Below are 13,575 nucleotides of genomic sequence, written 5' to 3'. Positions count from 1 at the left end.
CCTAGATAATTTCAAGTTTTGAGATGCTGCGCAATTCTTTGGCTACTATGGAGCCATGGAACCAGCCCTAAACCCATTCGCGCCCGGGTCCGGCGTCAAGCCTCCCGCCCTTGTCGGCAGGCAATCCGAAATTGATACCTTCGACCTTCTCGTGGCCCGGGCCAAGGCCAACGCTGCCGGTGACCGGGGCATTCTCCTGACGGGGCTTAGGGGAGTGGGCAAAACCGTGTTGTTGAACGAGTTCTCGGAGATGGCCCGACGCAACGGATGGCTCGTCGTCCAGTTTGAAGCCCAGCCCGGAGAAGGCGGCCCTGAAGCCGTCCGCAAGAAGCTTGCCCGAGAGCTCCAGCTCGGAGCCCGGCGACTCCGGCAAACCCCCGCGTGGTCGCATCTTCGCAGCCAAGGCCTGGGAAGCATCTCGAACATCTCGGTCTCACTGGGGCTCCAAGGACTCACTGCCGACCTGAAGTTTTCGGCCGGCCGCGCGGACTCCCGCGACCTTGACATCGACTTGGAGGAAATGATCGAGGACGTCTCCCTGTCCATGAGGAAGGCCAGGGCCGGGTTCGCCCTGGTAATCGATGAGATGCAGGACCTCGACACCGAGTTGCTCGGTGCTCTGTTGACCGTTCAGCACGCCGCCGGTCAACGCGGCTGGCCCTTTTACATCATCGGAGGAGGACTGCCTTCGCTGCCGGGCCGACTCAGCGAAAGCCGCTCCTACGCCGAACGGCTGTTCCACTACCGCATGATTGGCAAACTCGCTCCCGACGCGGCAGCAGAAGCACTCACCGTTCCGATCGGCCGGCTCGGGGGAGTGCTTCGCGGGCAGGCCCTCGACACCGTCCTCGACGCGGCCGGGGGCTACGCCTACTTCCTGCAGGCATATGGGCGCACGCTTTGGGAAGCAGCCTCCGAAAAAGAGATCACTGTCGGGGACGCCCGCCTTGCCGTCGAGCTCGGAACAGCAGACCTGGACCATGGATTCTTCGTCGCCCGGTGGCAACGGGCAACACGCGCCGAAAGGAACTACCTGCGCGCGATGAGCCAGGACGGTGAAGGCCCGTCAACCACAGCTGACCTAGGCGAACGGCTCGGAAAGGACCACAGTTCCCTTACCAGCCAACGTGCCCGCCTCATCGAAAAAGGCATCATCTTCGCCCCGGAGCACGGGCACGTGCAATTTACCGTTCCCGGTATGGGCGCATTCATCAGCAGGCAGAAAGATTGACCAGAACGTACCGACACCAGAGCGTGACGAACCGATCTGTGATAAAAATCCACCGACCTGAAGGAACGACCCTTGGTTTGTCCGCAAGGCTTATGGCAGCCTGACGTCAGGTTGGATTGTAGGTGCATCTGACTGATATCGCGCCCGGATGGACGGTACCGGTCGGTCCCGACAACGCCCAGAAATGGGTGTTCGCAGCCCTGCAGTACGCCCTGGCCGCTTCCCATTTCGATCCTTGGGATCCTCAGACAGCGGATCCGACTTCATCAACGACTACCTGCTGGAGTACTGCCATGCCCGGCAATCACCTTCACCCGTTCCAGGCCGGGGGACAAAAACGATGCGCCCATGTGGAACAGAAGAACTGGGCGCGTGTCCGTGAGCTGGTCGGCTACTACCGTTACGACACCGCCGCGGAGTTGGAGAAACGCAACGCCATTGGGAACTCGATGCCTCTTCACGAACTACAGGGAAATGTTGTCCGGGTTCAGCATCTTCGGGTCTGCCCTGCCCAGCCCCCACAGCCGCAATCAAGGCTGCCAGGAATGCCAGGCCGCAGCCGTTAATGAAGCACCAGACTGTTGTAGTGGCTTGGGGTGTGTTTCAAGCCCTCAAAGTGCACACTTGTTCTTCCGCCGAGGTGGAATGCTGCTTGCATGAGCTAGGTCATCGTGAGGTTGAGCAGTGCCCTGACTACCACTAGACCAACAGTCCCCATAACCGACGCTACAGCGGCTATTTGAACCAGCAAATCCAATGCCCAGAGGACTTTGAAGGCAAACGGATGGTCCTTTTTGAACTGTGCGATTCGTTTGGCCGTTGTTTTCTTGCCGGGGTACATCTGCTTGGCGTAGACACCGCAGAAAAGCAGGAATGGCGTCAGTTTATGGAGTTCCCCGAGCACGTTCAGGTCCAAGCGTGCTCCCTTGCCTACCGGCTTCATGCTCAATCCCTTCTGGAAACGTTCGATTGAGCTTCAGCGAACCAGTCATAACATCCCCTGCAAGCTGATTTCCTTCGGATGCTCGGACTGGTGAGGAGCGGAGGAGTGTTCGTTGTCTCCCGGGATACCTGTTGGACCCCTACGTCAAAGAACGAGCGGTTTCGGTGGTGCCGTCACAAGTTTCTGATTTCGGGGAAGAGGCTGGAGCCGGTTGGGTCACCTCGGCGCCGCAACTCGTAAATTGCAATGGCGCGCACGTCCTCGGGGATAGGGGAGTGCAGGAGGGACAGGAGCTCGTTTCGACGTTGCAGATACGCCAATTGGGCTACCGTCTGGATGATCTTTTTCGCGAAAGGCGACGGAACAGAGGCAAGTGCACCTAATAGTGCAGGAGAGGCTTGACGTTCCTCGCGCTGCAATAGGGGAGCGATGGCGCGAGCCAGAGCACTGGATGCGTTCCTTTTCTGTTTACCGGAGTAGTTGGCGGCAGCGAGTTGCATCGCCACGTGCAGCAGCGCGTCCCTGGCTTTGTGAGGGTCCGAAATCTCAGGTGCCAACCTTTTTATCATTTTTCCAAACGGCACGAAGCCCACTACATCGAGGGTGGGGCCGCGCTCCGTCTGAAACGGCATGAGACAAAGGGCAACAGCTAATTCAAGGTCTTCAGCCCCTCCTAATTCCTGGAGCATCATTAGCCAGGAATCACGGAAGGCGTTGGCGAGAACCGGGGGCAGTTGTCGGCGGTCCGGTGCCGGCCGCCTTAGGACTGACCCTTTCAATCGAACCGACTCCCGTATCCACGACAACCGCTTGTCGGGGTTACCGTTGCTGCTGTCCCCTTGCACGAAATGAATCAATCTGACCAGGACAGCGCGTGCGTTGGGATAGGTTGCGGCATCCAAAGCGTTCTGCAGTGTGGGCCAATCGAGATTCACCACGTTCTCTTGCACGAGACTTCGGAGAAGTTCGGCAGCTGCTGATTGCTCGCCATTAGAGCTCCTGGTCATGTCAAACACCATGGCGGCGATCGCATCTCTGTGGAGTCGCAGGTGCTGTGCAGCTTGCGCACGTTCATCGGCGCTTGTGTTGGTTAACACTTGTCTGAGCGAACCGGCAGCTCGTTGATGGACGGCAAGTTGGACAAAGGGTGCGCACAATTCAGGGGTAGAGACGATCAGGTCACTGGCAGAATCGAGGAAATCCCTGCTCTCCTTGCTACCCAGTTGAGCTTGACCAGTGGTCAGTTCCGTGACTGCCTGATTTGCCGTTGCTACTCCTGCAGCAGCTGCAAAAGGAAGCACAGATAGCAGCCAGGCCCGCTGGTGCCAGCGCTCGACGGTCGCAGAACCCATGTCTAAGCAGATGGCTTGAAAGCTCCGTTTGCTCACTCGTGCATCGGCAAGGGTCGCACGAGCAACGGAGGCCTGGATGTCCTGAAGGCTTTTCGCCTTATTGGGCTCGACCGGTAGGAAACCTAACCAGCTAATCAGCCGCGGAACGAGTAACTCCGCAGCTTGGCACTCGCGCTCTAAGATGACGGCAAAGAAGTTCACGGGAAGTTGCCGCAGTGCCTGCCAGTTCTGCAAAGCCATGACTTCGTCCAGTATTGCCTTCAGAGCGCCGCCCGAGTCGGCAAGCCCGCGCGCGTAGAGCGCAAGGGAGGTCAGTCGCGCTCCGGTCCGAGTCCCTCGGGGATCTTGTTCCAGGTCCGAACACAGGTCCCGAGCCCTATGCATCCATCGGCCCTCAGCCTCGACGGGCGATTCTTCGTCAATGATCAGTTCTTGGGCGAGCAAGACCTGAGCGAGTGCAGTCTGAACGATGCGCCCCTCCGGAGGGCGCATCGGTCGCCCTGCTTTGTTTGCTCCGCTTTGGACAGAATCAACAACAGACACGATCTCGTCGAGGTACTCTTGCGATCCTATGAGTGACCAATTCCGGTTGATACTCGCCAGTATCGAAAGGAAGGTCGTGCGGCCAGCGGTAGCTCCTAGCTTCTTCAGTATCCGTGGATAAGCGCTGCGGACAGCGGCGACCCCGTTCGCAGAGCCATAACCGGGAAGTGCTTCAAGTAACTCCAGCAGGACGGGAGCGTCCAAGCCCTTGGGATGGCAGTCGATGAAGTAAGAGCAACAATCCACCAACCTGAACCAGGTAGCTACTTGTGTCGGATAGCGGTGTCTAAGTTTATTTGCGGTTTCAAGTACCTCGAGACAAAGACTTGCTTCCTTTCTACCCCAAACAGCTGACAGCTGATGCAGCGTGAGTTCGATGTCGAGGCGTTCGATGCGAGGAATAGCCCGCAGGAACTGACGGACCAAAGGCCCAGGGAGGCGTTCAAGTGCTTCGATAATGGTGTGCGACCCAGGCACTTGGTCGTCATCAGTGGCATGGACCCAAGAGTTATGTGCGACACCGATCAGGCCGATTCCCTGCAGACTGTCAAACTCAGAGCTGCACAGAATGGATAAGACTTTCGAGAGATCTGGCCTAAGGCGCCTGTGCTTGCCGAACAGAATCAGCGCTTGCTCCAGCACCGCCCCTACGAATAAATCAGATGGTCTCTCCAAGACTCGGGTGAGAAGAATTTGCAAGCCCAGGGCAGGGTCGCGGTGCAAAATGGTTTTCGCCGCCGCAAACTCGAACATGGTCTGATGAAAGAAGGACAGGAGAGGGCCTGTGCGGGTGAGGATGTTCCGTCGTTCCAGCAGCAGCAGTGAGGAGCGCCCACCTTCCTCCGACACGGAGTCCATCTCTGTTTCTTGAACCTCGGGCGATCCGAGTTCCAACATCTGCAGGGCAACCTGGCCAGCCGTTCGGCTCAGGTCATGGTGGGAAGCGGCACCGTCTCGGCCTGGACCCAAGTCTTGCTGGACACGCTGTTTCCAATAGAGTTCATACAACGCCGTCACATCAAGGTCCATGAGGGGCCCGGAGTCACCGGATACTTCAAAAAGCATCCTCAGCATGAGGGGCGATCGGCAAACGGAGCTGACCGGCAATCCTCTTGTAACCGCAGAGCTGATGGAACCGCGAATCATTTCCGCATCACTGTCAGGGCAAAACCTTGACGACAATGAGCGAACTGCCGTGGGCAATTCCATGTCCGGATCATAAAGGCCCAAAGAGACCCTGGTGCCAAAATCTTCCGGTAGGTGTATCGCCTCGGCAGGCCGCGTTGTAAGTAGTACCCGGGCACCTTTTGAGCTCAATTGCTCTATGACATGAAGTAGCAGGAAGCGTGCCCGCTCGTCGTGCAAAAGTAAATCCGCGGTGTCGATGAGGACCACAAGGTTGTCAATACTCCTTGCAGCAGCAACAAGGTCCTCCGGCTCAAGCAGGGGGCCGTCTTGCTCGTTACCCCTCAGCCATGCAGCCGAAACGAGGATGGGCTTCAGCCTTCCCAAGCTCCGAACCCTACGGGCAAGACCCCACAGCAGCGTGGACTTTCCGTTGCCCGCTTCCCCAATTACCACTTGAATGTTGGATCGGACGACGGGTGCGGACATCCTTTGCAAGATACCGTCCTCCACATTACGACGGACGTAGTCAACCGCTCGGTTCGCGTCATCTCTCTGTACCTGGGTGAAGGCCCCCAGGGCCTGTTCAAGACGGTAGCCCAATGCGAGGACCCGGTTCACGTTTAGGGGAATGGCAGGGTCCTGAATGGAGACAGCAGACACTGCCTCGGAATCATGTGCATCGCTTTGCGGTTCATCAGTGATTTGCTGCAGGCTGCCGAATAGCTCAGTGAGTTCCTCGGTGCCGGTACTTTCGATGAACCGCTCAACTGCGTTAAATACGCCACCTGTGATCTGATCGCTGGACGGGCTGCCTGGTTTGAGCACTCCTGGGTCCGAAAAGCCAAAAATCCGTGCAACGAAGGCTTTCCGTAATGTCATGTTTTCCGCGAAGTCCCTGGCGGTCCCTGGACGCTTCAGGGAACGGCGAACGCTTTCCAACGTGTCGACGTGTCCTGGAACAGGCAGGTCGTCGTGATACTCCCCGCGGTTACCAAGGGCCAGCAGGTGCTTCGCAGCGATGAGGTCACGGTTTTCAGGCCACGACGCGTCACTGGCGCTCAGGAGCACATGCGTGATTACCAGCCAGGTGAAGCGATCGTCCGGCTCAATATCCGGCATTTTGGTCCTCAGTAATGCCGTTACATATTGGTTGAGATTTGGGGCGGAGCGAGTGTCCTTGTACAGCCGGGACCCGGCCCGCTTACCCGGAGTAGCAACACGCCCCAGAATCAGGAACTGCAAGTCTCTGCGCGCGGCTGTACGTAGTGGACTCAAACCCGAGGGAGCTGGCATTTCGATAGTTTATATAGCCGACTACGACGGAGTCCGTTCCGACGTCAAGGAATCCCAGAACTGTTCTCTGGACATGGCAGTCTGCAAATGCCACTGATGACCCGCAGCGTCGTGACAGAGCTCGATGAAGCGGACGCTCTCGATGAGGGGCTGACTCCCGGGGGAGAAATTGTCTCCGAGGAGTTGATCGTTCAAGTCATCCCGCAGGGCAAGGGCGAGCTCACCTGTTATTCCTGTTTCTTGGTCCGCCCCCGGTTCCCAACTGGCGCGCGAGAGCAACCGCCATTCCCACTGCGTCGAGTGCGAGGGCTAAGGCGACTGTCTTCAACAGCTGCCCCTCGGCCTGCGGCCTCGAAGGTCCAATTCCTGCCCCTTGCAGAGGTCGTCACCGTCGGCTAAATTCACTCCGAGCCCAAAGAGGTATACCAGATACGACACTCTTCCACAGTGGAACTTTTTAGACGATCTTGATCCACGAAATTCCGAGCTTAGCCTGCGACTCTGCGCTGCTAATCTGCCGAAACTGGTTGTTTAGCGAGACGACCTCCATGCGAGCAACGCTGGAACTAAACTTCTTGATCGTGCTCTCATTCACCTTTATTTTGCTTCCATAAGCCATGACATATATGCGCGGGTTCTCGAACAGTTTCAGGAACTCATCCACCAAGTCTGGGGAGTGCCCTAGGGACGGGGTTTAGTGCGAGGCTTCGATTATTCGTTTGGTCAGGAAGTCGAGCTGACCATGCTCATGGCGGTGCCAGGCGATCTTGATAATGATGTGGGTCGGCAGCACCATCCGTTGTGCTCTGCATTCAGCCGACTGGAACCAGCCTGTAGACAGACATGACATCCTGAAGGTACTTCACGTTCGGGTTGTACGTTCCGATCAGGTGATTCAGCCTCTCTTCCTCGTCTGCATGTTTTGCCGAACTGCAGCCAGGCTGGCTTCTTTCGACCAAAAGCTTGTGGGCAAGGGTTATAGAGTCGAAGTCGGAGAGCGGGCGATCGGAGCTGACCTGAGCTACACCGACAGTCATCGATATGCCAGGCAGCCTGACAAGAAGGCGTTCGATAAGCCGTATCCAGGCCGGTCGGTTCATATCTTCGAAGACCAGGATTGCCCTCATCAGCCGCCTGAGGAGTAGATCATCCCCGCACAAGGCATCAACGTGGGAGCCGAATTTTGCTTCAATGCTGCTTAGCGAAGCCGCCACAAAACGTTCGGTGGTGTCCCTACGTTCTTCTCCCCTGCTTGCAGAGTGCTTCTGAGATGAGAACTCTAAGAAGGCGATAACTATGAGACTGACGAATAGGGAGGACCAAATGTTATCGACAATCCCCTCAAGAGATGGTGTTACTGCAGCTAACCAGAGTGAGTGACTGAAGGGCTCTGTCAGCACGGCCATCAAGTTGACAACCACTACATTGTAGATGTGTACAAGGCGCTCGGACACGTAAATATCTCGTCGTAAGGACTCACGAAAGCTCCCGAACAACACCGAAGAAAATGTCGCGGCAAGGAGATAAGGCAATGTCCAGAGTTCCGGAAAGAGCTTATTCAGTAGGCCGCACAGGAGCATCGTCACTATAAGAGGAGGTAGATGCCTGAAAGCCACGTAGTACAGCCTGCGCCTGGGTGTGTTGGCCACATAATCGGAAACGGACAGATATGCCGTCTGAGCCTGACGTTGGCCCGCTCCACCCTGTCCTGCTGGTCCGTGGCGCCTCATGACCTTGAAAAATAAGTGAATTGCCAATCCTGCGAGGAGACTCATAAGGAAGGCTGCGAGGTTAATGTTCATCAGACTAAGCAAGAGCTTTCTATTGATCCAGTTCTAGGAAGCATAATCGGTCCGCCGTACAGGGGACCGCAGTCGCTCTGGCTCTGGACTACTCATAACTCGAATAAGGGTGACGGTGGCGGCCACAACCGGATCTCATCCAATTCTGGAGTGTGAGACCTCACGGCTGCATCCAAATGCGGGTCGGACGCCGGAGATTATCGTTTCTTCAGGAGCACCCGTGGTGGGGGGCGGGAGCAGCCCCAGCAATTTCTTGGCCGTTTCGTTCCTCAGGGGCTAAATGGCGTTGAGGCTGATTCGCCTCGAGCCGTACGGGCCGGCTTCCAAGTACATGAAGGCAAAAGGTGTGTTCGACATTCGATACAGCATCTTGCTGGCCTGCCACGTGGTGAGGCGGAGGTCATCGTAGTCTTCCAGCTTTATGTGCAGCCTCTGGATGTCTGGCTTATCTAGGGCCGACATCATAAAAAAGGAATACATCCTGTTAGGGAAGGCCTGTTCAAGTTGCATGTGGATGTCAGGCAGAAGGCGTAGGAGCTCTACGGCATCACGCTCAGCCCCTCGATTGTCCCAGATTTGTATAAGACAAGGCCGCTGCGCCCCGCGGAGCTTCCGGCGGTGTTTCCTGTCCCGCATGTTCTTCGTCGCGACGATAGCCTTGGATGCAGCAAGGATAAGGAGTGAGGCCCATACATTCTGAACCACGCTCTCCATAAACGGGCCGACTGCGCTTCCCGTGCCCGGTATGTCAACAGGACTTGCCCTGAGCCCCGCGCGGCGGAGCCAGTCCTGCACTTCCTGGCGGATGCCTTCAGTCTGGGACTCGTCGTTGTAGCCACCGTCTACAACACCAATACCAATACTGCCCGGTACAGGCGGGGAGCTATCAGGCTCAATCATGATTCGACCATATCGGTAAGTCGGTGGGAATCAGCGTGTAGACGCGGGCCAGCCGCGCAGATACGCGGTTCTCTCCTTGACTGGGGCGGGATTATCCGAAGCCAAGGGGCGAGGCGTTGTCCGGTGAATGCAGCGGCAGCGGTCATGGCTTACTGATGGCGGGGTGGATTAAGCTGAATAAGATGGCGTTGGAAACTATCAGCCTACTTACTTTACATAACGTGGATTATCGGCGTTCGATTTTGACTCCCACTGTGTGAGAGATTCCCGCATCTGGTGGCCAATGGACGGGCTCACTGTGCCGTCGATAATCGGCGATTCGGCCTTTGCTTGGCTTTCATCGGATGCGAGTCACTGGACAGGAAGAACGCTGTGCAGATAGCTTCGGGTCAGCAGTTTCAGGTACTGCTATCGGGAACCCTGGACCCCAGGTAACGAACATGATTAGGGAAAGCTTTGGCGTGAGTACAACCCATTTTGATGACTTCCTGCGGGAAGCAACGACGGCTGACCCTGGTAGCGAGAAGGGCTTGGGGGAAGAACAGCTGTTCGGCCTCTACACCAGCTGGTGCGCGCTCAATGGGTGTCCTCCTGAGTCGGCCGATGCCCTGTGGGCGGGGCTGGGCGCCAGAGGCATCGTCCCTAGACAGAACACCCTCTCAATGACTGGGCCGGCTGCCGCGGATTACATTCTTTCAAGTGCGCCCGACCTGATCTAGGGAGCCTGCAACACCCACGCCCCATACTCCGCCTCAACCTGGTTTGTGCCCCGTGCCCCTTCAGGTTGACGAAAGGCCGGTTGTCGGCGTTTGAAGAACGCCGGGGAGGTGGCCGGGGGCTGTGGTCGCTGCGCCGCTGGCCTTTGAACGGATGAAGTCCCGGTCCTGCGGGGACAACATCATCTGCCCGTGCTGATCGCACTTGATGTCATGGCCGGACTTTTCACGGATGACTGCTGTTATGGAATGCGGCAGGATCAGGCATCCCGGATTATCCAGGAGCCACTTCTTTGTGCCCGGATCGAGCCGGTCCCACTGATCCTTGACAGTCATTACAGCGGAGTCCTTCCCTGACTTAGGCCACAGCTTTGTGTCGTTTATGTCAGCCTAGGATATGCCAGCGGTAGGGGAACGTTCCGTGGGCTGCTGCCGCCCGAACACTGCGGCTCATCGTTGAAGCGAGACCCGCTTAGGAGAGCCTCTCATCCCAAGGCCCTCGGTGAGGGCACCTTCCTGGGCCGACGTGAACGGCAATCGAAGTTTCCGGTACCCTCCGGAAAGCGCCGAAATCTCGGCTCTAATCTCGGAGCACACCCGGGCTGCAGCAACCCGCAACGCCAGCACGGATGCGGGTCTCCGAATCCTGCACGAACTCCACGCCCTGGTTGGTGACCTTTCCGTGATACTACGGCGAAAAAGGTGATCCCTGAGCACGTCTCCCGTCCATGAATCCACTACGAAAAGTGGCCCGGCCAGTCATCTGGAGCGAGCACAAGCAGGTACTTTTGTCCCGTCAGGCAAGGGTGCCAGTGCCCCCACGGTGCCCGCTGCCCACCCTGCTCTGCCGCTATTCCTGCCCTTAAAGGTCCCTCACCGACCCCCGCCGTCTCCAGAGATAAAACACCACGAGCAAAACGATCAAGATGATCGCGGCCCCTATCACGAGGGCGGTGCCGTCACTGCTCTGGGCCGTCCCGGTGTTGCTGGGACCTGCGGGGGAAGGCGGTGAAGATTCAGCCGGAGTTGCTGTTCCTGTCGGCGCTGGAGTGGGCCCCGTCGGAGCGTCAGTAGGAGAAGGCTGCTGTCCTCGGGAAACCCCCGGCGAGGCGACCAAAATCTGATTGGTCGCGGCTCCGAGTCCGCCGGAGGTACCGGCCGCGGGGGGAATCCAAAACATACTTCCAATGAGGGCAGCGAAAACAGCGGCCCTCATCAATGCCATCCGCATTAGTCCTCCTCCATGACCGATCGGCGCCCCGGACCGCGGTGCATCGGAACATCAGGGGCCGAGCCATCACACCCCTCATTGTGAACCGGCCCCTGGACCCTGTCCATCATTTGCGGAACGGCAGAGGGCCTTGCACCTGATCTTCGGGGCCGCAGGCATCCTCAAGGCCCTCACCCGCAGCCAGGCAAGGAACTTCCTTCTCTACGGCGGCGTCATCTACCTGGTGCTCTGGCTCTACGAACTGCTCGTCGGCCAGGACACCCCGCGAACTTCGTCCCTGTCAACAACGCCGACAACTGGCTGCACTTCATCCTCGGCCTCGCCATGATCGCCCTGGCGATACTGCTCTCCCGGAACATCGAAACCCGCCGCTGACAATCACCAACCAGCTGCCGCACCAAGCCAACCCCTGACCTTCGGCCATCACCGGGGCGGTCAGGGGTTGACCTGTCGCGGAACCGGGCGGCTTCTGCTGCGGGCGTTGTTCCAGCTCGACCCAGCACGCCAAGCCACACTTCTTCTCCGCGCGAGACCAAGAAGGGGCAGTTCCAAAATCTTGTCTTCCTGGCGCTTGCCGGTCTTGTGGGGTGTAGGTAGCAGAAGCAAGGATTGGTCATGGAAGAGCTGAGGTTCACCGCCAGGAACCTCCTGCAACAGGAGGAACTGGCCCTGATCGACCTATGGATCCTGTATTGGAACCATGGCGGAGACTGTCACCCTTTTGACTTCGATGCCTTCATCTATGAAATTCTTCCCTTCGCCGGGATCGACCTGAATGCACTGCAGTGCGCAGTCACTGACCTGGTGCTGGAAAACATCGGCTGAAAATCGTGGCATGCCGGACCAGTTAACTTCCTCCGGTGAACGAGCCCCTGTGCTCTGCCACGGCCACTTTCCAGCAACAGCGCCAAGCTCTAGTGAGCTGCTGGTCATGACCTGACTCGTGCCAGGTGGTTCTGGAGCATTTCACCCTAAAGGAAGGACTTTGGGATGACTGCTGGCGGCGATGGTTGCTCTCTTGTGGCCGCATGAGAGTGACGCCCAAGAAGGGCTCCTTGCGGTCGCCAGGCTTAACGCTCGCTCCACTCCCCCTGCCTGCTGGTCAGCAACCGTAGGCAGAGTTCTTTGACTGCGCGGCGACGCCGCCTCGGTGCCGCTGTCTATCCCTGTCAGCGCTCGGCGTAAGGCACCTTCGACAACCACGGCGTCGTGGCCCCGACCAGAGCGAACAAACTGCGTGGGAGACAAACTTCGAGGGCTGGCCGGGTGGACCACGGCCTACAGGGCGCCCAGCAGCCCGCGGCTTACGAGGCAGCACTTCGTTTAATCACGACTCCCTGGACGGCAGGAGGTCGACTCGGTCGCTCCCCTGGTCACGTTGAAGTACACCCCAACCTGACATCAAACGATCGAAGCATCAGGTTCTGGATCGGGTCTTCACGGACAAAGCCCCAGGCAGGGACACGTCCAGACCGGAGCTGACTGAGTGCCTACAAAACTCTCAACCTGTCAGATTGAGTTCTATGGCCTTTATAAAAGCAGGTCAAGATGCTGCGGTTTGCCCGTAACGGGGACACCGTGGTGGTGCACATCACGGATCGGCTTGCACCAATCTGGATGACCTGCGTTCACTGGTCCCCAGCTCGACGACGTGCCGCCGGCGCGGCTGCTTCGGGAAGGCCACGTCGAGGATGGGGCGCAGGCGGTCCTGGCTGCCGCACGGGCATTCGCGGCAGCAGGCTGACGGGTGAGTCTTGAACAAGTGGCCACAGCTACTTCGGAAGGCAGAATTTGGGCGGATTGGATTCTTCCGCGCGGTGTATGCCCGCTCCAGTCTGCAGGCTTGCCCGCTCGAGGTGCTGGCCGCGTTCCGCCGCGACGCCAGACTGGCCATGGAGCTGGACGAGATCATCGAGGACGACCGTGCACCTCCTTCTGGGAATATCGCCACACGGCACGGTTGGGGATCTTGCGGACTGAAGATTGTGCGTCCGGATCCTGGTATCAGGCTGTCCATTCGGATTCTCCGTGAAGCTGACGCAGGGCTTCCTCAGGGCTAAAGAGCGCCTCGGAGCCAGATCAGTGCCTCGTGTGCAGACTCGAACAGTCTTGCGGGGCAAGCCGGGGGATGCCTGCTCAGATAGAAATGCACCGCGACCCGATCCACTGCCGAGAACGCGACTAATGCCACGCGGGTCACACGCCACGGCCCGGCCGCAAACGCTCTTCGAGCGCGGTAGTCCACCTTTTGGATTCCCCAAACGTCGACGAGCAAGGGATAAGCACCTCCGAGGCTCAGCTCAGAGACCCTTGCCATCGCTGCTATTGCGTTCTCCTCTACGACCGCTCCGGCACGCCATCGCAAGTACATCACTCCCCCGGAGAGCCAAACTAAGTTCTGAGTGCCCTGGCACGGTTTGCGGGTCACAGGGACCC

9 protein-coding genes and 3 pseudogenes are annotated in these 13,575 nt (G+C 58.2%); 6 read left to right on the top strand and 6 right to left on the bottom strand.

Going from position 1 to position 13,575, the window contains the following annotated elements; translation table 11 throughout:
* Positions 1-55 precede the first annotated feature (55 nt).
* Complete coding sequence (locus QF036_RS24005) at positions 56-1,231, top strand: ATP-binding protein (protein WP_307106141.1); 1,176 nt, start codon at positions 56-58, stop codon at positions 1,229-1,231.
* 661 nt (positions 1,232-1,892) lie between these two features.
* Here QF036_RS24005 and QF036_RS24000 read toward each other — a convergent pair.
* The gene (locus QF036_RS24000) at positions 1,893-2,174 is read right to left on the bottom strand and encodes a hypothetical protein (RefSeq protein WP_307106140.1); all 282 of its coding nucleotides are present in this window, start codon (positions 2,172-2,174) and stop codon (positions 1,893-1,895) included.
* A gap of 173 nt (positions 2,175-2,347) precedes the next feature.
* Positions 2,348-6,316, bottom strand: coding sequence for an ATP-binding protein (locus QF036_RS23995; protein ID WP_307106138.1), 3,969 nt, complete (start codon positions 6,314-6,316; stop codon positions 2,348-2,350).
* A 187-nt stretch (positions 6,317-6,503) separates the two neighbouring features.
* On the opposite strand from QF036_RS23995, the pseudogene QF036_RS23990 reads away from it, so the two are divergent.
* A pseudogene (locus QF036_RS23990) lies at positions 6,504-6,803 on the top strand (DUF4193 family protein).
* 499 nt (positions 6,804-7,302) lie between these two features.
* Here the strand turns inward: QF036_RS23990 and QF036_RS23985 are convergent.
* Together QF036_RS23985 and QF036_RS23980 are read right to left on the bottom strand one after the other, a co-directional pair.
* The gene (locus QF036_RS23985) at positions 7,303-8,292 is read right to left on the bottom strand and encodes a hypothetical protein (RefSeq protein WP_307106134.1); all 990 of its coding nucleotides are present in this window, start codon (positions 8,290-8,292) and stop codon (positions 7,303-7,305) included.
* Between the two features lie 276 nt (positions 8,293-8,568).
* A complete protein-coding gene (locus QF036_RS23980; protein WP_307106132.1) occupies positions 8,569-9,192 on the bottom strand; it encodes a hypothetical protein in 624 nt (207 codons plus the stop codon).
* 440 nt (positions 9,193-9,632) lie between these two features.
* Here QF036_RS23980 and QF036_RS23975 point away from each other — a divergent pair, with 440 nt between their 5' ends.
* Positions 9,633-9,911, top strand: a complete 279-nt coding sequence (locus QF036_RS23975) for a hypothetical protein (RefSeq protein ID WP_307106130.1) — start codon at positions 9,633-9,635, stop codon at positions 9,909-9,911.
* Between the two features lie 60 nt (positions 9,912-9,971).
* Here QF036_RS23975 and QF036_RS23970 read toward each other — a convergent pair whose 3' ends face one another.
* Positions 9,972-10,244, bottom strand: a complete 273-nt coding sequence (locus tag QF036_RS23970) for a hypothetical protein (protein WP_307106128.1) — start codon at positions 10,242-10,244, stop codon at positions 9,972-9,974.
* 1,025 nt (positions 10,245-11,269) lie between these two features.
* Between QF036_RS23970 and QF036_RS25405 the strand changes: the two are divergent.
* From QF036_RS25405 to QF036_RS23950, 3 genes and pseudogenes are all read left to right on the top strand, one after another.
* Positions 11,270-11,514 (top strand): annotated as a pseudogene (locus QF036_RS25405) (DUF4383 domain-containing protein).
* 240 nt (positions 11,515-11,754) lie between these two features.
* Positions 11,755-11,964 carry a hypothetical protein gene (locus QF036_RS23955; RefSeq protein ID WP_307106126.1) on the top strand — a complete coding sequence of 70 codons (210 nt, stop codon included), beginning with the start codon at positions 11,755-11,757 and terminating at the stop codon, positions 11,962-11,964.
* 575 nt (positions 11,965-12,539) lie between these two features.
* A pseudogene (locus QF036_RS23950) lies at positions 12,540-12,788 on the top strand (hypothetical protein); the annotation flags it as partial.
* A 407-nt stretch (positions 12,789-13,195) separates the two neighbouring features.
* On the opposite strand, the gene QF036_RS25465 reads toward QF036_RS23950, so the two are convergent.
* The gene (locus QF036_RS25465; RefSeq protein WP_444875989.1) at positions 13,196-13,567 is read right to left on the bottom strand and encodes a DUF7793 family protein; all 372 of its coding nucleotides are present in this window, start codon (positions 13,565-13,567) and stop codon (positions 13,196-13,198) included.
* Between the last annotated feature and the right edge of the window lie 8 nt (positions 13,568-13,575).

The sequence above is a fragment of the Arthrobacter globiformis genome, assembly GCF_030817195.1.
GTDB classification, from domain to species: Bacteria; Actinomycetota; Actinomycetes; order Actinomycetales; family Micrococcaceae; genus Arthrobacter; species Arthrobacter globiformis_D.
The sequence above is the reverse complement of the archived record's forward strand: the minus strand, read 5'-3'. Positions and strand labels throughout refer to the sequence as shown.